We start from the raw sequence: 16,251 nt of genomic DNA, 5'->3' as shown, positions 1-16,251 counted from the left end.
GGGCGGGGTCGCCGGTCAGCGCCCGGCGCGGCGGAGCATGCCGGCGGCCAGCGGGGCCCGGTCCAGGTCACCGGCGGCGATGCGGGTGCGGATGGTGCGGCGCACGATGGCACCGGCCAGCGACGGCAGGTGCCGGGCCAGGAACAGCTCCACCCGCCCGCGGCCGGTGGTGGCCACGTCGCGCGGCGCCTTACGCGCGGCCGCGGCGCGCAGGATCGCCCCGACGACGCCCTCGACGGGCTCGTACCGGGAGACGCCCTGCAGGGACAGGCCCGCCTCGGCGGTGGCGTCGTGGATCGGAGACGCGACCATGCTCGGGTACACGACGCTGACGCCGATGTGCGAGCCGACCTCCAGCCGCAGCGCGTCGGCGTAGGCGACCAGCGCCCGCTTGCTGACCCCGTACGCGGCGGCGAGGGGCAGTGGCAGCAGCGCCATCCGGCTGGACACGAACACGACGCGCCCGCGGCTGCGCTCCAGCGCGGGCACCGCGGCGGCGGTGGTGTGCCACGCGGCCATCAGGTTGACCTCCAGCTGGGTGCGCGCAGCGTCGCCCGGCGGCAGCTCGGCCGGAGCGGGCCCGCCCACCCCCGCGTTGTTGATCAGCAGGTCCAGCCCGCCGAGCAGCTCGACGGCCGCGGCGACCGCGCCGGGCACGGCCGTCCCGTCGGTGAGGTCGCAGGCCAGCACGGGCGTGCTGCCGACGCTGCCCTCGTGCAGGTCCAGGCCCACGACGCGGGCGCCGGCGAGTTCGAGCCGGGCGCACAGGATGCGCCCGAAGGTGCCGTTCGCGCCGGTGACGATGACGCGCTTGCCGTCGAGCCGGGTCATCGGGTGCTCTCCTTGGCGGTGGTACGGGTCCAGGCGACGCCCTGCCCGCGGCGGGCCCGGTCGGCCCCCGCGGCGAGTTCCTTCGCGGCGAGCGCGAGGTAGGCGTCGAAGTCGATGCGCATGGCGGGGCGGCGCTCGCCCCAGCGCTCGCGGGCGGCGCGGTGTTCGGCGGCGATGTCGGCGGCCTGCGCGGCGGCGGTGGGCAGCGCATACTGCCCGGACACGTGCGCGGCGGCGAGCCGGGCCTGGGCTTCGACGACGGGCAGGCCGGAGCCGGTGGACTGCATGAGCCCGACGAACATCAGACCCGGCGCCTGCTGGTGGAACACGTGCCGGAACAGCGGCAGCCGGTCCGCGCCGTCGCCGAGCAGGGCTTGGTCGAGGAACGGCAGGTCGATGTCGTAGCCGGTGCACCAGACGACGAGGTCGATCTCTTCCTGGGTGCCGTCGGTGAAGTGCACGCGGTCGCCGTCGAAGCGGGCGATGCCGGGCCGGACGGTGATCTCGCCATGGCTGATGCGGGACAGCAGCGCATCGGACAGCGTCGGGTGGTCCTGCAGGAAGCCGTGCTCGGGCTCGGGCAGCCCGTACGCCGACAGGCGCCCGACGGTGAAGCGCAGCATGGTCTGGCTGATGCGCTGGCGCACCCGCCAGGGCAGGCGCTTGGCGAGCGCGCCGTTGAGGGTGTCGGACGGCTTGCCGAGCAGGTGCTTGGGCACGATCCAGACGCCGCGGCGCACCGACAGCAGGGTGCGCGGGGCGACGTGGGAGGCGTCGACGGCGATGTCCATGGCGGAGTTGCCGCCGCCGACGACCAGCACGCGCCGCCCGGCGAGCTGCTCGGGGCCGCGGTAGTCGTGGCTGTGCAGCTGCTCGGCGGTGATCTCGCCGGGGTAGGCGGGGGAGGGGAGCTTCGGGCGGCTGTTGTGGCCGTTGGCGATCACGACGGCTTCGACGTGGACGGTGGTGACGCCGTCGGGCCCGGCGGCGGTGACGCGCCAGCCGTCGCCGTCGCGGACCACGCCGGTGACGGTGTGCCGCAGCCGGACGGAGGCCGGCAGGCCGAAGCGCTGGGCGTAGTCGAGCAGGTAGGCGGCGATGCGGGTGTGGTCGGGGTAGTCGGGCCAGTCCGCGGGCATGGGCAGGTCGGCGAACTCGGTGCGGGTCCGCGAGGTGTTGAGGTGCAGCGTGCGGTATGCCGAGGAGTGCGGCGCCCCGTACACCCACAGGCCGCCGACCTGCGCCGCTGCGTCGAAGGCGACCGCGGGCACGCCCCGGTCGGCCAGTGCCTTGAGCGTGGCCAGCCCGGCTGGACCGGCGCCGATCACGGCGACGCGTGGCGTCATCGCGTACCCTCCCCAATATCCAACGTCTGTTGGATATTGGCTCGTGGAGGCGTCTCCCGTCAAGCCCCGGGGTGTCCGACCGCAGTCGTAGGCTGCGGGCGTGCCCGTTCACCAGCTGTCGCGCGCCGACGCGCGCCGGATCGCCGTGCGCGCCCAGCTGCTCGGCCGCCCCCGGCCGGGCTCGCTGCTCGACGTGGTCCGGCAGCTCACCCTGCTGCAGTACGACCAGACCGCCGCCGTCGCGCCCAGCGCCGACCTGGTGCTGTGGAGCCGCCTCGGCTCGGCGTACCGGCCCGCGGACCTGCAGGCCGCACTGGGCGACCAGCGGCTGGTCGAGGTCCAGGGCATGATCCGGCCCGCCGAGGACCTCGCGCTCCACCGGGCGGACATGGCCGACTGGCCCGGCCGCGGCGAACTCGCCGACTGGCTGGAGTTCCGGCAGGACTGGGTCGCGGCCAACCGCGGCTGCCGCCTGGACATCCTGTCCCGGCTGCGCGCCGACGGCCCGCTGGCCGCCCGCGAGCTGCCCGACACCTGCGACGTGCCCTGGCAGTCCAGCGGCTGGACCAACGACCGCAACGTGCAGCGGATGCTCGACCTGATGGAGGCCCGGGGCGAGGTCGCCGTCGCCGGGCGCGACAGCCGCGGGCGGCTGTGGGACCTGGCCGAGCGCATCTACCCCGACGACCACGTGGTGCCGGCCGAGGAGGCGGCGCGGATCCGCGCCGAGCGCCGGCTGCGTTCGCTGGGCATCGCCCGCAGCCGTGGGGTGAGCACCCAGGCCGAGCCGGGCGACGTACTGGAGGCGGGCGAGCCCGCCGTGATCGAGGGCGTACGCGGCCGCTGGCGGGTCGACCCGGCGCAGCTGGACCAGCCTTTCCAGGGGCGGACGGTGCTGCTGTCGCCGCTGGACCGGCTGGTGTTCGACCGCAAGCGGATGACCGACCTGTTCGAGTTCGACTACCAGCTGGAGATGTACAAACCGGCCGCGAAGCGGCGCTGGGGCTACTGGGCGCTGCCGATCCTGCACGGCGACCGCCTGGTCGGCAAGCTCGACGCGACCGCCGACCGCAGGGCCGGGATGCTGCGCGTGGACGCGATCCACCAGGACGCCCCGTTCCCGAAAGCCCTGTCGGCCGCCGTGCATACGGAGATCGCCGACCTGGCCGGATGGCTCGGCCTGGGCCTGGACCTGCCCGGCGACTGACCGGAGCCCGGTCAGCGCGGCGCGTACATGCGGTCCAGCCAGCGATGCGTGTACGTGCGGAACTCACGCCGCTCGCGCGCGCCGTTGGCCCCGGACAGCAGGCCGACCACGTGCGCGTGCACCGACCACACCAGGCCGCGTACGGCCAGGTGCGGCTGCGGCTCGCTGAGCACCCCCGCCGCGTCGGCGTCGGCCAGCAGCTGCTCGACGGCGAGGTAGAGCGGCTGCGAGTAGCGCTGGTCCAGCTCGGCGTGCCGGTCCGGCTCCAGCCAGCGGCGCAGCCAGAGGCCGGTGGTCTCCGGCCGGTCCTCCAGGAAGTCGATGAACACGTCTACCAGCTCGTGCAGCGCGGCCAGGGCCGGCTCCGGGCCGCCCGCCAGCCCGGCGCGAGCCGCCTCGACGGCCCGCAGCAGCGCCTCGCTCTCGTCGGCGAACACGCTGGCGAAACAGGAGTCGTACAGCGCCGCCTTGGTGCCCACGTGGTGGTGCACCGTGGCGACGTCGACCCCGGCCGCCGCGGCGACCTCGCGCATGCCGACGGCGTCGAAGCCGCGCCGCGCGAACAGCCCGGCCGCCGCCTGCACGATCGCCTCCGGGGTGATGCGCTGCTCGCTGCGCTTGGGTCGGCCGGGTCCACGGCGAGGTGTGGTCATGCGCTCCATCGTGCCCTACTATCCAGCAAACGTTGGATTACACCCGCGTGCGGGCGAGGAGAAGTCATGGACGAGACGGCGCGGCTGCCCCGTGGCGGCATGCTGGCCTTCGCCGGCGGGTCACTGGGCATGGGCACCTGGGTCACCGTACCGGGTCTGCTGCTGCTCTACTTCCTCACCGACGTGCTCGCCGTCGCCCCGATCGTCGCCGGGCTCGTGCTGCTGCTGCCCAAGATCGCAGACGTGCTGCTGCACCCGTGGGTCGGCCACCTGTCCGACACCGACCTCGCCCGGCGCGGCCACCGCCGCCTGCTGATGACGATCGGCTGCGGGCTGCCGCTCGCGTTCGCCGCGCTGTTCCTCGTGCCAGGCGGGCTCACCGGCAACTCCGCCGCGGGCTGGGTCGCGATCGCGTTCATCGCGGGCAACCTGCTGTTCGCCGCATACCAGGTGCCCTACCTGTCCACGCCCGCCGACCTGTCCATCGGCTACCACGAGCGCACCCGCCTCATGGGCTTCCGCATGGTCGTGCTCACCGTCGGCATCCTGCTCAGCGGCGTGCTCGCCCCGATGATCGCGGGTAAGGAGAATCCGACCCGGGGCGGATACGCCCTGATGGGACTCATCCTCGGCGCGGCGATGCTGGCCACCATGGTCGTCGGCATCGGCGGCGTACGCCGGCTCACCGCCGCCGCCCCGAGCGCCGTCACCAGCGCGGGCCACGGCAGCGCCGGGCTGCGCGCACTGCTGTCCGCCCTGCGCGACCCGCAGTACCGCTGGCTCGTCGGCTCGTACCTGGCCATGTCCACCACCACCCATCTGGTGCTGGCCGCCGTGCCCTACTTCGCCGAGTACGAACTCGGCCGCCCCGGCCTGACCACCGTGCTGGTCGCCGCGTTCGTCGCACCCGCCCTGATCGCCACCCCGGTCTGGGTCGTCGTCGCCCGCCGCATCGGCAAGCAGCCCGGCCTGCTCATCGCCCAGGCCGCCTTCGTGCTCGGCTCGCTGGTGCTCGCCCTGGGCAGCGCCGCCGGGCTGCCCGTGCTGATCGGCGCGGTCGCCGTGCTCGGCATCGCGTTCGCCGCCATGCAGCTGCTGCCGTTCTCCATGGTCCCTGACGTCATCCGGGCCAGCGGTGCCGATGGCACCACCCGGGCGGGCACCTACACCGGGGTGTGGACCGCCGCCGAGGCCACCGGCGGCGCGCTGGGCCCGTATGTCTACTCCGCCTGCCTGGCCATCGGCGGCTTCGTCGCCAGCACCGCCGGGACCAGCGTCGTGCAGCCCGAGACCGCGCACACCTGGATCCGTCTCGGCTTCGGCCTCGTCCCGGCCGTGCTCATGATCGTTGCCATGCTGCTGCAGCGTAAGTACACCCTGGACCGCACGCTGCGCTGAGCACCCGTCACGGCGACGCCGACCCGCTCGCAGACGGGCGCGGCGGATCGAACACCGCCAGGCGCGGGTCCACGGCCAGCCCCGCGACCTGCTCGCTCAGCGGCGCCCACTGGATGCTCGCGGGCAGCGCCGCCCGCACGTCCGGCGTGTTCGTGATCGTGATCAGCACCATGCTGTGCCCCGAGTAGGACACCACCGACCACCACTCGGCGTCCTCGCCCAGCCGGTACCCGGCGCGCGCCGTCTCCGGCGTCTCGTGCAGGCCGTACTGCTCGACCACCTGGTCCTCGGCCACCCGCGACAGGCGGCAGAACGCCAGCCGGGCACAGTGCTCCGGCGTGGGACGCAGCGTCGTCGGCGCGACCGAGATCGTCACCGTGCCCAGGCCGCTGGCCGTGTAGACCCGCACACTCACCGTCAGCGCCGCCGGCGCGATCTCCGGATCCAGCAGCGCGGCCACCGGACGCAGCTCACCGCGCGCATCCAGGCCCAGGTCGACACGCTCCAGACCGTCCGGGCCCACGTTGGACCGGAAGTAGGCGGCGACCGCACAGCTCAGCTGCTCGCGCCGGGCCTGCTCCGGCATCACCGTCGCACCCGGCAGCGGCAGGACGCCGTCCAGCGCCGTCAGCCGGTCCAGGCCGCCCAGACCGCTCGTGCCGGGCGACGGGAACGCCGACGGCAGCGGGCTCGCGGCGACGCCCGCGGCCGAGGGCAGCCCGGCCATGCAGTCCTCCGGCAGGAACGGGGTGCCCCGCGGGGCCGGGCGCAGCACGTACACCGCCAGGCCCGCCGCGGCCAGGGCGACCACGGTCACGGCCGCCGTCACCGCGCGCATCCTCCGCCGCCGGGTGCGGCCCGTCGCGATCAGATCAACCGAGGTGTACGCGAGCGCGGGTGCCCGCCCGTCCGCCGGGAACCCGCCGTGGTGGCGGCGCAGCAGGCGCTCCATGGTCCGCTCGGCAAGCGCGTCCGGCGGCTCGCCGGAGTGCCAGCGGCGGTAGGCGGCGACCAGCACCTGCCGGGTGAGCCGGTCGGCCGTGTCCCAGTCACCGCACCGGCCGTAGGCCAGCCTGCGCAGCCGTCCGCTGTAGACGGCGGCGAACTCGGCGTACTCGGCCTCCCAATCGCGCACGGCACCAGTGAACACGATCGATCACCATGCCGTCATCAGTCGACGGGAGAACGCTCTCCCCGCTGTGCGCAGCGGTGACGGTCGTGGGGGCAGCGGGCGGGGAACTGCCGTGGCACCATGCGGCATGGCCGACATCAGGAACACGAAGCTCACCGGGATCCTGCTCGCCCCTGTCGTATGCACGGTGCTGCTGGTGGCAGGTGTCTTCGCGTTCCTGGCGGGGCTCGGCCTGACCGGCAGCAACATCATGGACTATGCCGACGTGGACTACGTCTACGCGCTGGCCGCCGTCACCGTCACCGCGCTGACGGCCTTCGCGGCGTACCGGCTCGCCGGGCTGTTGCGGGCCCGGGGCGTGTGGACGGTCCCGGCGGTGCTCGTCCCAGCCGTGGCGTTCGCGATCCTGCAGCTCGACAAGGGCTTCGGCAAACCTGCGGCGGGGCTGGCCTGGCTGGCCGGGCTGATCGTCGTGCTCGCCGTCGCGGCGCTGCTCGCGCACCGCGGTCTCACCCGTACCGCGTGGATCGCCGGGGTGATCGGGGCGATCGCGGTGGCCGACGTCGCGGTGATCGTGCAGCTGTGGCCGGCCACCGCGTTCGACCCCGAGCACGGCGAGATGCTGGACGGCGCGTACGCGCCGCTGTGGCTGCTGTTCGCGCTCGTCGACTACGACTTTGGGCTCGACCCGAACACGTGGTCCATCGGCGACTCCCTCGACCTGCGCGAACTCGGCTACCCGATGTACGCCGTGATCGCGCTCGGCTACGTGATCCGCTCCCTGCGTCCCGGGTCGAAGCCTGTGCTCTCGGGTACGCCGACGCCGGACTGAGGTTCCGGACTATGCGCCGCGGTGCTCGGCCCAGCGACGTGCGGCTCGCGCGACCTCTGCCTTCCACGGCTCGGGATCGGCTCCGCTGATCTCGGTCCAGAGGACGGAGTTCGCCGAGACGAACGCGGACACCGCCTCGTCAGGCGCGGCGGCGAACGCGGGCACATCCTGGCCCCACCGTTCGGCGTCCTTCGGGTGATGCCCAGAGCGGATCATGTGTAGCGCCACGCCCGCAGTGTCGATCCACGCTGCCCCCAAGGTCGGCCAGGCCCAGTCGACAAGCCGGGCCGAGGGACCGATCAGGATGTTGTGTGCCTGCGTGTCGGTGTGGGCGATCGTGTCGCCCGCCAGCAAGTAGGCGCGGTCCCCGGCGTACTTGGCGAAGCGGTCGGGCATCGTGCGGAGGTTGACGCCCGCCGGTGTGGGGAGGTCTGCCAGGGCGCGCAGCATGTCGGCGATCTTCGGCAGGTCCGGTGAGCCGGGCGACAAGTCGGCGTGTCGGTGGCCGTCGAGGTAGCCGAATCCGAGGACGTCCCAGCCTGCGGCTTCCACGTGGAAGAGCAACGGTGCGGACAGGTCCCGCACAGTGCTGTTGATCATCGCCTCGTTGGCCTGGGTCCAGACTGCGCGCTTGTGGTCGGCGGGAACGCCCTTGAGGAAGTAGCGGTCTCGGGCCGTGTGCATCACCATGCCGACCAGGCAGTTGCGGCCAGAGCCGACGTGTTCCTCGCGCGCGAACGCGCCGGCCTCCTTCTCGATCAGGCACCGCAGCTCGGCGGGTAGGTCGTGCCAGGAGACGCGAGTGATCATCGTCTGCCCCCTTCGTGCCGGCTGCGACGAGCGGTCACGTTACCGCACGTCGCGGTTGCCCCGGCCGGTTCGGCCGGGGCAACCTCTGGCGTGTCAGTACGGTGCGTCGTCTCCGGCGTTGCAGGAGCACTTGTTCCCAGCGAGCACGGTCTTCTCGACGTTGACGAACTCGATCGCCGTCACCTCTCGCGGCGGCTCAGGCCGCTGCGACAACGCGACCATGACCGGCTGCGGCCGCTCCGGGGCCAGTGTCGGTGCCATTGATAATCACCTCCCCGCTTTCTCGGTGCTGGCAGTAGCGCTCCATCGGCGACTTGGCCTTTCGGTAGAGCTGCACCAGCGGCATGCACGTGCCACACGTCCCCTGGACGCTGCACCCGGTGCATCCGCCTTGCCTGGTGAGCAGCCCGTCGGCGATGCCGCCGAGTCGGCGCAGACCCTCTACGCCCTCGGCGAGAAGGTCGATGTTGGGGTCCCGGCCGATCTTGCAGACCGACGCCTTGCCGTGCGGGTCCACGTGGAAGAACGTGTGCCCGGCGTTGCAGCCCGTGAAGGGCTTGCGCTTGGCGATCAGCGGGATCGACTGCACGGCGAGCGGGTTCGCATCGCCCTGGATCGTCGGGGCCATGTTGCTGAACACGTGATACGGCACGCCCATGCCTTCGGCCAGAGCGCGCATCCCGTCCACCTCGGTGTCGTTGGTCGTGGTGGCCAGCAGGTTGAAGTTCATCGGCAGCCCGGCCTCGGCTCCGGCCGTGATCCCGCGGTGGAACCTGTCGAACGCTCCCCGTCGACGAACGAGCGCGTCATAGCTCTCGGCGGTCGCGCCGTAGACGCTGATCGTGATGTGGTACGCCGGCCGCTCCCGCAGCAGGTGCAGGATCTCCGGCTTCCACAATCGGGACGCGTTAGTCGAGATCGAGATCATCATCCCGAGGTCCCAAGCGTAGGCGTAGCTGTCCATGAACAGGTTGTCGATCAGCGGCTCCCCGCCGGTCATCTGCAACCACACGACCCCCGCATCCCGCAGAACGTGCAGCATCTGGACCCGCTGCTCCCAGCTCATCCCCTCGAACCGCTTGAGCCCGAGGTAGCAGTGCTCGCAGTCGAAGTTGCAGCCGAGGTTGAGTTCCCACGACGCCCGTCCGTACCCGAGGACGCCGGGTTGGCGGACCTTGACCGCCTCGTTCAGCGGCTGGTCCCGCAGGTCCATGCCCCATCCCGCGCCCGCAGCGGACGACAGCCATTCAGGCACGGTGCCATTGCGGGCCGACAGGTCGTAAAGCTCTTCGTAGTGTGCGGCAGGGATGCGTATACCCTGCTCACTGCCAGGCCGGAGGATCAGGTGCCCCTCGTTCAGGAAAGGGGCAGCGATTAGCTGGTGCACGTCTATCAACTCCTGAGGGAGTAGGTGGCGGGCGACGCCTTGAGATCAGCGGCCGTCCCGGGTTCCGGCCTTTGATCGCGCCGAACAGCCGGACTGGCGCTCATTCGTCAGTGGCCGCTCGGGCGGTGACCTGCTCGTGCGGTTCTCACTCCTTAGGTCCTTATGGGCTGCGGCGCGATCGCAATGCGGCCCGGACCGCCAACGCCACAGCCGCCGCCAGGTCCTCTTGGCGAACTGTCCGGAACGGGTTGGCCGCTTCGTCGCGCCACAGGTCCACCTGAAAGCCACCCTTGGACACAGCGATCACGTATGCCTCCACGGACGCGCCCACCACCGAGGCTCCCGTCAGGTCGCCGTGCAGGCAGATCCGCAGCGACGTGTCGGTCGCGGCTTCAGCCAGCGCCGTGAAGATCGTCGCCTGTGCGGAGGTCAACTGCCGGATGTCGGTCATGATGACCACCGCCACCAGCGGCGTTGACGGCCGCAGGAGACCGACACGGCGAGTGGGATCACCGGCAGATGCGCCGTGGGCCCTACCAGCGCGGCTACGGCGCGCTCGAACTCGGCCCGCCGCCGTAGCAGGGAGCCGAGCTGAACGCATGGCAGTGGCCGGGAGCAGGCGCACATGCCGTTGTCCGGCTGATGCGCCTCCGCCACCCGCTCGGCGCTGTCGATCTGCGTTCTGGCGAGCATCAGCCACTCACCCAGGTCGGGAAAGGCGCCGGCTGCGGGTGTCACCCGCGACGGGTCGATCTCAGTCAACATTCTTCGCCCGCGCCTTCGCGTGCTTGCTGCCCCGCAGGTCGGCGTATGCGATCCAGTAGGGCGAGTTCTTGACGGTCGCGCCGAGCGCCGTCGCCAGACCCTCGCGCGCGAGCGCCCTGCCAGTGCAGGCCTTCCACCGCGGACAAGCCGTACATTCCCCGGCTGCGTTCCTGGGGTGTCCGGTGAACACCTCTCGCGCGAGCTGCCACATGGTCGGATCGACACAGCCGTCCGGCGACTTGACCGGCGGATCGTCAAGATCGATGATCGGGTTGTGCGAGTGTTGCTCAGCCACTGGCGCCACACCTCCTTCGCGATGCCGGGGTGCGCTCGCGATCCGTTCCACCGCGAGCGCACCCACCGAGCGGCCGCGCCACCCCCGTCTCGCCGGACAAGGAGCAACACAGCCCGCCTTCTGGCACCGAACGCCGCCCAGAGCTGAAGATCGGTGGTCCCGCGGCGATCGAGGCTGACCTATGGGCGTGACGGTGCGTAATGAATATCCCGTGCTCGGTAAGCATCGGGGAATGTCGCTGTGCCACCTCGGTGCCGAACTTCTGCCGAACTTGGCGGCCTCGGTCATGTCGGATCTCTGAATCGTGGGAGAGACTGGCGCCATGCTGCTGAACGGGAAACCCGTTGATCTGGACCAGCTGAAAGTTCTCGGGCTCACCAACTATGGGCATTTCACGTCCATGCGAGTGGATGCGGGCCGGGTTCGCGGGCTGACACTGCATCTTGACCGGCTCACGAGGGACTGCCGTGCTCTGTTCGGCGTCGATCTCGACCGTGACGAGATCCGCAACCATGTCCGGCAGGCGGTGGACGGCTTCGCTGGTTCGATCGTCGCTAGGGTCACGGTCTTCGATCCGGAGTTGGATCTCGGGCATCCTGCCAGCGCGTCCAACCCGCAGGTGCTCGTCACAACGCGTTCCGCTGCGTCAGCACCGTCTCCACCACTGGTGCTCACGACCCGAAGCTATGAGCGGGACGTGCCGGGCGTAAAGCATGTCGGCCTGTTCGGGACGATGTACCACCGGCGGCAAGCCCAGATCGGGGGGTTCGAGGACGTCCTGTTCACGGACGCGGAGGGTTACATCTCCGAGGGCGCAACCTGGAATATCGGCCTGATCGAAGGCGGCGAGGTCGTATGGCCGGCGGCACCGGCCTTGCCGGGAATCACCATGGAGTTGATCCGGAGAGAGCGGGCAGGGGTTTCACGACAGGTCAATGTGGCCGATCTAGGTCAATACGTCGGTGCGTTCGTTACCAACGCCGCAATCGGAGTCCGGAGCATCGCCTCGGTCGACGAGACACGCTGGACGAGTGAGGACGCCATCCTGGAGCAGATCCGGAAGGAGTACGGCGCCATCCCGGGCGAGCCGCTTTGATGAGCTTCGCATCGACATCTCTAGCGATGCGCTGACCGGCGACATCGACTGAAGGAGCCGCAGGTGGCCACCGTTCGCCAGTGGTCCGGAAGTGAGGTCCGGGCGCTTCGCGAAGCACGTCGAATGAGTGTTAGGGAGTTCGCGGAGCATCTGGGCGTGTCGGATCGCATGGTGTCCAAGTGGGAAGCGGGCGGAAAGTCGATCAAGCCACGGCCCATGAATCAGGCAGCTCTCGATACGTCCCTCGACCACGCGGGAGAAGACGCGCGTGCACGCTTTGCATTGCTGGTCGATGCGTCGGTACTCGCTGCCATACCTGAACAGGCGTCTGCGCCTGAAATAGCCCACGTCCGCCATCCGGCCGATGGCAAGCTGATGGCGCTCGTCGATGCTGGTGTCTATCTCAGCGGGCCAAGCGACGAGCCGGTTTGGCTTCCCGGCTTCTACATCGACGTGTACCCCATGACGAACGCGGACTACTCGCGGTTCGTTGAAGCGACTGGTCACCAGCAGCCCGCGCACTGGCCAGGAGGTATCTGTCCTTCGGAGCTATCAAATCATCCGGTGGTCTTCGTGACCTGGAACGACGCCAGCGACTACGCGCGTTGGGCGGATAAGAGCCTGCCCACCTCGCAGCAGTGGGAGAAGACCGCGCGAGGTACGCGAGGAAGCGTGTATCCCTGGGGAAACCAGCGGACGCCAGCCAAGTGCAACGTACGCGAAGGTGGCATCGGGACCACGACGCCCGTCGGCCGCTACCAGAGCGGTACGAGCGTCTACGGAGTTTACGATCTTTGCGGCAACGTGTGGGAGTGGTGTCGGACTGAGACGACGCCAGGGCGTTACGAGCTCAAAGGCAGCGCCTTCACCAGCGGGTTTGAGCGCGCTACTCCCTCAAACTTCAATGACGCGGATGCTTCGATGTTTGATGACGACACGGGGTTCCGCTGTGTGGTCGCTGCGGACGCCATGCAGGCGCTTCTGACCGCATGACAGGGTGAACGGCCGCCAGCACCCAGCCAGCCTCTCGAGTGAGCCGACGCCGGATTGGCTGGCAGCGCGCTGCAGGCGGACCGGATCGGGTCAGCCTGCAGCGCGCCCCCGTCAGTCTGCGGCCGGGGTGCCGTCCACCTGCTCGACCTGCTGGATGAGCTGCTTGAGCTGCGTGATCTCGTTGCGCAGGGCGGCCTGCCCGGCGGCCGTGAGGGTGACCCAGGTGCGGGGCCGCTTGCCCTCGTAACCCTTCTCGATCTGGATCAGCTCGGCCTTCTCCAGGACGGTCAGGTGCTGCCCGAGGTTGCCCGCGGTCAGCTGCAGGGTGGTGCGCAGGAACCCGAACTCGACCTGCCGGGCCTGGTGCGCGATGGCCATGATGCCGAGCCGGACGCGCTGGTGGACGACGTCGTCGAGGCCGTTGGCGGGGTGCTCGGTCATCATGCGGGGACCTGCGCAGCCGGTCGGAACCAGGCGAACGCGGCGGCGCCCAGCAGCAGCATCCCGGCCGGGACGAGCAGATACGGCAGGAAGAACCACGGCGACGACGTGTGGATGACCTGAGCGCCCTGCACCAATCCGATCGCCAGGTAGCCGAGGCTGAACGCGAGCAGCGCCCAGTGCCGTTCCACCCACGCGAGCACCAACAGGGCCAGGCCGATCACCGACCCGGGACTGGCCAGCCCAAGGACCAGCCAACCCCCCGGCCCGGGGGTGGGGTAGGTCGGTTCCGTGGAGAAGGGATCGGCGGGGAGGGGCGGCAGCGGATGGTAGATCAGCCAGATCGACGCGGCCGCCATGAGGACGGCCAGGATGATGCCGACGACGATGTACGGGCGCACGGGCGTGCCCACCCCGCGCCGCCGTGCCTGCCTGAGGTAGAAGCCCGCGATCAGCGCGTAGGCCGCCACCAGCGCGACAGTCCAGTATCCGAGCACCGTGGGGTTCTCCCCGGCGCAGACCGTGTGGTTGCCCTGCGAGCGGCAGGTGTCGAACACGTCGAGGTAGGGGGCGTAACGGTAGACGGGTATCGCGATCAGGGTGATCGCCGCGAACACCAGCAGCGGGAACCAGGTGGCCCGCTGGGCGGCCCGGACCTGGCGCGTCAGGTCGCGTACGGCCGCCAGCAGCTCGCGAGGGGAGTCCTCGCGTGGAGCGGATTCGTCTGTCATGAAGTTAGCTTTGCATTACAGACCAATCCGTGCAAGAGAGCTTCCCTGCCTTTCTGGGATTGGCCAGGGCGATCCGCAGAAGGACGGGCGGTGTTGGGGCGGCGTCGACCGGCATTGATAATGATCGAGTACTGCCCGCTGGGTTGCCGCCGCTGCCGGAGAGTCAGGATGCCCTCGTTTCTGTTCACCACCTGGGACGGTGGCGGCAACGTGCCGCCGGTGCTCGGCGTCGCCGCCCGGCTGCACCGGCGCGGCCACCAGGTCCGGGTGCTGGGCCACCCGCAGCAGCGGGCGGCCGTCGAGGCGGCCGGGCTGCCGTTCGAGCCCTACCGGCACGCCGGGCGCTGGTCGGCGACCGCGCCCACCAGCGTGGCCCGCTGGTCCTGGAACTACGTCCGCCTGTTCACGTCCAAGCGCAGCACCGCCGACGTGATCGAGGCGCACCGCCGCTCGCCGGCCGACGTCATGGTGCTCGACTGCATGCTGCTCGGCCCGTTCCTGGCCGCGCAGCGCCTCGGCGTCCCGCACGTCGCCCTCATGCACACGGTGTACGGATACCTCGGCGGCTCCTTCAGCTCCGGCGCCGTCGGGTTCGTCGGGCGGCTGCGGGGGATGGGGCCGACGCGGCTGTGGGGCAAGGCCGACCTGAGCATTCTCGCCGGGCTCGCCGATTTGGACGAGGCCGCCTCGGTGCCCTCCACGCTGCGCTACGCCGGACCGGTCTGGCCGATGGGCGCCCCAGCCCCGGTGCGGCACGAGGCCGCCCAGCCGCGCATCCTGATCAGCCTCAGCACCATCTTCTACGCCGGCCAGACCGCCGTCCTGCAGGCCGTCCTGGACGCCGTCGCCGACCTGCCCGTGCAGGTCGTGCTGACCACCGGCCACGCGACCGCGCCCGAGGACGTGCGCGCCCCGGCCAACGTGGAGGTGCACCGGTTCGTGCCCCACGCCGAGATCCTCCCTACCGTCTCCCTGGTCGTCGGCCATGCCGGGCACAGCACCACGATGCTGGCCCTGGCCCACGACCTGCCCATGGTGCTCATCCCGATGTCCCCGCTGGGCGACCAGCCCGACGTCGCACGGGCCGTGGCCGGGCAGGGCGCCGCCGAGGTGCTGGCCAGATCCGCGTCGGTCGCCGAGATCCGGGCCGCGATCACCCGCATGCTCGCCGACGGCCCGCACCGGGACGCGGCGGCCAGGCTCGGCGCGCAGATCCGTGCCGCCGACGGCGCGGACACCGCCGCCGATCTGATCGAGCAGCTCGCGTGAAGGAGGGGCGGCCGCGAGGTTGACAGCATCCGTACGATCTGCGCGTGACCTCGATGAACGTGCTCTGGACATGGCTGCGGCGGGCCGCCTGGGTGGTCTCGGCCGGATGCGCGGCCGTGGCCGTCTGGAGCCTGCCCTCGGCGCCGGAGTCGGCTGCGCTGCTGATCGTGCCGATGACGCTGACCCTCGGCGTGACGATGCCGGGCATGTTCTACGCACTCGGGCGGTCCGGGCAGGATCCACGGGCGATGTGGCGTTTCCTGCGCTGGATGCTGGCCCCGGCCCCGCGCTGGGCGGTGATCCTGTGGGCCCTGCTGCTGGCCGCCGGGTTCGGGGTGATGGCCATGGTGATGGTGCGCAGGAGCCCGGAGCCCGCCGACAACGTCTACGCCTTCGCCGCCATCGGCTGCTATCTCTCGTTCAGCGCGTCGCTGATCTACCACGCGCTGCTGCGTACCGGCCGCCCGGACTTCTCCCGTCCGCTGTTCTCCCGTGAACCCGCCACCGGCGGGGACGGCGCCGCCTGAGCTGAGGTCAGGCCGCGGGTTCGCGGCCGTGCACGCGCTGGGCGGGGAGCTGGTGCAGCCAGACGACCAGCGCCCGCAGGATCTCCCGTTCGAACGCGACGCGGGCGGCCTCCGTCGCGGAGGCGGCATGAGACTCCAGCTGCCCCTGCCGCACCCGCAGCAGTGCCTGCGCCCGCGAGGTGAACTCGTCGAAGTCGGCCTGGTCGGCGTCGAGGGCGAGCAGCCCCTGCAGGACCAGGTCGTCGGCGGTCGCGTTGGCGTCGACGGTGATCAGGCGGGCCTTCTGCCGTCGGCAGCCTGCCTCGGTGACCGAGAGCATGGTGCGGTTGGCAAGCCGCGCCGACACCGGCGGGGAGCGGTCCTCGGCCAGATCGCCGCTGCGGCGCAGCCGGTTGACCGCCGCGAGCACGCGGGGCAGCCCGACGGCGGCGCGGGGGCCGACGATGCGCTGGTGGCGGGCCTGCAGGTCGAACGCGGTCGACGGCTGCTGGTGGAGCAGGACCAGCAGGACGTCTTCGAGCGTGAACGTCATGCGGCC

Annotated in this window: 19 protein-coding genes; 7 read left to right on the top strand and 12 right to left on the bottom strand. The window is 71.0% G+C overall.

Annotated elements, in window-relative coordinates; genetic code table 11:
- Positions 1 to 15: 15 nt before the first annotated feature.
- Together Cba03nite_RS22000 and Cba03nite_RS21995 are read right to left on the bottom strand one after the other, a co-directional pair.
- Positions 16 to 831, bottom strand: coding sequence for an SDR family NAD(P)-dependent oxidoreductase (locus Cba03nite_RS22000; protein WP_203749336.1), 816 nt, complete (start codon positions 829 to 831; stop codon positions 16 to 18).
- Positions 828 to 2,177 carry a flavin-containing monooxygenase gene (locus tag Cba03nite_RS21995; RefSeq protein WP_203749333.1) on the bottom strand — a complete coding sequence of 450 codons (1,350 nt, stop codon included), beginning with the start codon at positions 2,175 to 2,177 and terminating at the stop codon, positions 828 to 830. The genes Cba03nite_RS22000 and Cba03nite_RS21995 overlap by 4 nt, the downstream gene beginning before the upstream one ends.
- A gap of 100 nt (positions 2,178 to 2,277) precedes the next feature.
- Here Cba03nite_RS21995 and Cba03nite_RS21990 point away from each other — a divergent pair, with 100 nt between their 5' ends.
- Positions 2,278 to 3,384 carry a DNA glycosylase AlkZ-like family protein gene (locus tag Cba03nite_RS21990; RefSeq protein ID WP_203749330.1) on the top strand — a complete coding sequence of 369 codons (1,107 nt, stop codon included), beginning with the start codon at positions 2,278 to 2,280 and terminating at the stop codon, positions 3,382 to 3,384.
- 11 nt (positions 3,385 to 3,395) lie between these two features.
- On the opposite strand, the gene Cba03nite_RS21985 is transcribed toward Cba03nite_RS21990, so the two are convergent.
- Positions 3,396 to 4,037: a TetR/AcrR family transcriptional regulator gene (locus Cba03nite_RS21985; protein ID WP_203749328.1), complete on the bottom strand. Its 642-nt coding sequence runs from the start codon at positions 4,035 to 4,037 to the stop codon at positions 3,396 to 3,398.
- Positions 4,038 to 4,103: 66 nt separating this feature from the next.
- On the opposite strand from Cba03nite_RS21985, the gene Cba03nite_RS21980 reads away from it, so the two are divergent.
- Complete coding sequence (locus tag Cba03nite_RS21980) at positions 4,104 to 5,435, top strand: MFS transporter (protein ID WP_203749326.1); 1,332 nt, start codon at positions 4,104 to 4,106, stop codon at positions 5,433 to 5,435.
- Between the two features lie 7 nt (positions 5,436 to 5,442).
- On the opposite strand, the gene Cba03nite_RS21975 is transcribed toward Cba03nite_RS21980, so the two are convergent.
- Entirely contained in the window at positions 5,443 to 6,570 is a 1,128-nt protein-coding gene (locus Cba03nite_RS21975; RefSeq protein WP_203749324.1) for an RNA polymerase sigma factor, read from the bottom strand.
- A 124-nt stretch (positions 6,571 to 6,694) separates the two neighbouring features.
- Between Cba03nite_RS21975 and Cba03nite_RS21970 the strand changes: the two genes are divergently transcribed.
- Positions 6,695 to 7,399, top strand: coding sequence for a hypothetical protein (locus Cba03nite_RS21970; RefSeq protein ID WP_203749322.1), 705 nt, complete (start codon positions 6,695 to 6,697; stop codon positions 7,397 to 7,399).
- A gap of 9 nt (positions 7,400 to 7,408) precedes the next feature.
- Here the strand turns inward: Cba03nite_RS21970 and Cba03nite_RS21965 are convergent, their stop codons facing one another.
- The 5 genes from Cba03nite_RS21965 to Cba03nite_RS21945 all read right to left on the bottom strand — a co-directional run bounded on the left by Cba03nite_RS21965 (position 7,409) and on the right by Cba03nite_RS21945 (position 10,656).
- Complete coding sequence (locus tag Cba03nite_RS21965) at positions 7,409 to 8,209, bottom strand: hypothetical protein (RefSeq protein WP_203749320.1); 801 nt, start codon at positions 8,207 to 8,209, stop codon at positions 7,409 to 7,411.
- Between the two features lie 196 nt (positions 8,210 to 8,405).
- Entirely contained in the window at positions 8,406 to 9,596 is a 1,191-nt protein-coding gene (locus tag Cba03nite_RS21960; protein ID WP_203749317.1) for a radical SAM protein, read from the bottom strand.
- 160 nt (positions 9,597 to 9,756) lie between these two features.
- Entirely contained in the window at positions 9,757 to 10,047 is a 291-nt protein-coding gene (locus tag Cba03nite_RS21955) for a hypothetical protein (RefSeq protein ID WP_203749314.1), read from the bottom strand.
- Positions 10,044 to 10,361 (bottom strand): hypothetical protein, encoded by a 318-nt coding sequence (locus Cba03nite_RS21950; RefSeq protein ID WP_203749310.1) that lies wholly within the window; start codon positions 10,359 to 10,361, stop codon positions 10,044 to 10,046. The genes Cba03nite_RS21955 and Cba03nite_RS21950 overlap by 4 nt, the downstream gene beginning before the upstream one ends.
- A complete protein-coding gene (locus Cba03nite_RS21945) occupies positions 10,351 to 10,656 on the bottom strand; it encodes a hypothetical protein (RefSeq protein WP_203749308.1) in 306 nt (101 codons plus the stop codon). The genes Cba03nite_RS21950 and Cba03nite_RS21945 overlap by 11 nt, the downstream gene beginning before the upstream one ends.
- A 322-nt stretch (positions 10,657 to 10,978) precedes the next feature.
- Here Cba03nite_RS21945 and Cba03nite_RS21940 point away from each other — a divergent pair, with 322 nt between their 5' ends.
- Positions 10,979 to 11,752, top strand: coding sequence for an aminotransferase class IV family protein (locus Cba03nite_RS21940; RefSeq protein ID WP_203749306.1), 774 nt, complete (start codon positions 10,979 to 10,981; stop codon positions 11,750 to 11,752).
- 63 nt (positions 11,753 to 11,815) lie between these two features.
- Positions 11,816 to 12,745 carry an SUMF1/EgtB/PvdO family nonheme iron enzyme gene (locus Cba03nite_RS21935; protein ID WP_203749303.1) on the top strand — a complete coding sequence of 310 codons (930 nt, stop codon included), beginning with the start codon at positions 11,816 to 11,818 and terminating at the stop codon, positions 12,743 to 12,745.
- A gap of 111 nt (positions 12,746 to 12,856) precedes the next feature.
- On the opposite strand, the gene Cba03nite_RS21930 is transcribed toward Cba03nite_RS21935, so the two are convergent.
- Both Cba03nite_RS21930 and Cba03nite_RS21925 read right to left on the bottom strand, forming a co-directional pair.
- Entirely contained in the window at positions 12,857 to 13,189 is a 333-nt protein-coding gene (locus Cba03nite_RS21930) for a winged helix-turn-helix domain-containing protein (protein ID WP_239125938.1), read from the bottom strand.
- Positions 13,186 to 13,917, bottom strand: a complete 732-nt coding sequence (locus Cba03nite_RS21925; RefSeq protein ID WP_203749293.1) for a hypothetical protein — start codon at positions 13,915 to 13,917, stop codon at positions 13,186 to 13,188. The genes Cba03nite_RS21930 and Cba03nite_RS21925 overlap by 4 nt, the downstream gene beginning before the upstream one ends.
- A 168-nt stretch (positions 13,918 to 14,085) precedes the next feature.
- Between Cba03nite_RS21925 and Cba03nite_RS21920 the strand changes: the two genes are divergently transcribed.
- Positions 14,086 to 15,186: a glycosyltransferase gene (locus Cba03nite_RS21920; RefSeq protein WP_203749291.1), complete on the top strand. Its 1,101-nt coding sequence runs from the start codon at positions 14,086 to 14,088 to the stop codon at positions 15,184 to 15,186.
- Between the two features lie 44 nt (positions 15,187 to 15,230).
- Positions 15,231 to 15,713, top strand: a complete 483-nt coding sequence (locus Cba03nite_RS21915; RefSeq protein WP_203749289.1) for a hypothetical protein — start codon at positions 15,231 to 15,233, stop codon at positions 15,711 to 15,713.
- A gap of 7 nt (positions 15,714 to 15,720) precedes the next feature.
- Here Cba03nite_RS21915 and Cba03nite_RS21910 read toward each other — a convergent pair whose 3' ends face one another.
- Positions 15,721 to 16,245: a hypothetical protein gene (locus tag Cba03nite_RS21910; RefSeq protein ID WP_203749286.1), complete on the bottom strand. Its 525-nt coding sequence runs from the start codon at positions 16,243 to 16,245 to the stop codon at positions 15,721 to 15,723.
- Positions 16,246 to 16,251 lie beyond the last annotated feature (6 nt).

The organism is Catellatospora bangladeshensis (assembly GCF_016862575.1).
Classification (GTDB): domain Bacteria; phylum Actinomycetota; class Actinomycetes; order Mycobacteriales; family Micromonosporaceae; genus Catellatospora; species Catellatospora bangladeshensis.
Note: the sequence above shows the minus strand (reverse complement) of the source record. Positions and strands in the feature narration are given on the sequence as shown.

Coding starts and splice junctions, on each gene's coding strand:
- Cba03nite_RS22000 (WP_203749336.1), bottom strand. CDS start 831: ATGACCCGGCTCGACGGCAAGCGCGTCATCGTCACCGGCGCGAACGGC.
- Cba03nite_RS21995 (WP_203749333.1), bottom strand. CDS start 2,177: ATGACGCCACGCGTCGCCGTGATCGGCGCCGGTCCAGCCGGGCTGGCC.
- Cba03nite_RS21985 (WP_203749328.1), bottom strand. CDS start 4,037: ATGACCACACCTCGCCGTGGACCCGGCCGACCCAAGCGCAGCGAGCAG.
- Cba03nite_RS21980 (WP_203749326.1), top strand. CDS start 4,104: ATGGACGAGACGGCGCGGCTGCCCCGTGGCGGCATGCTGGCCTTCGCC.
- Cba03nite_RS21970 (WP_203749322.1), top strand. CDS start 6,695: ATGGCCGACATCAGGAACACGAAGCTCACCGGGATCCTGCTCGCCCCT.
- Cba03nite_RS21965 (WP_203749320.1), bottom strand. CDS start 8,209: ATGATCACTCGCGTCTCCTGGCACGACCTACCCGCCGAGCTGCGGTGC.
- Cba03nite_RS21955 (WP_203749314.1), bottom strand. CDS start 10,047: ATGACCGACATCCGGCAGTTGACCTCCGCACAGGCGACGATCTTCACG.
- Cba03nite_RS21950 (WP_203749310.1), bottom strand. CDS start 10,361: ATGTTGACTGAGATCGACCCGTCGCGGGTGACACCCGCAGCCGGCGCC.
- Cba03nite_RS21940 (WP_203749306.1), top strand. CDS start 10,979: ATGCTGCTGAACGGGAAACCCGTTGATCTGGACCAGCTGAAAGTTCTC.
- Cba03nite_RS21930 (WP_239125938.1), bottom strand. CDS start 13,189: ATGATGACCGAGCACCCCGCCAACGGCCTCGACGACGTCGTCCACCAG.
- Cba03nite_RS21925 (WP_203749293.1), bottom strand. CDS start 13,917: ATGACAGACGAATCCGCTCCACGCGAGGACTCCCCTCGCGAGCTGCTG.
- Cba03nite_RS21920 (WP_203749291.1), top strand. CDS start 14,086: ATGCCCTCGTTTCTGTTCACCACCTGGGACGGTGGCGGCAACGTGCCG.
- Cba03nite_RS21910 (WP_203749286.1), bottom strand. CDS start 16,245: ATGACGTTCACGCTCGAAGACGTCCTGCTGGTCCTGCTCCACCAGCAG.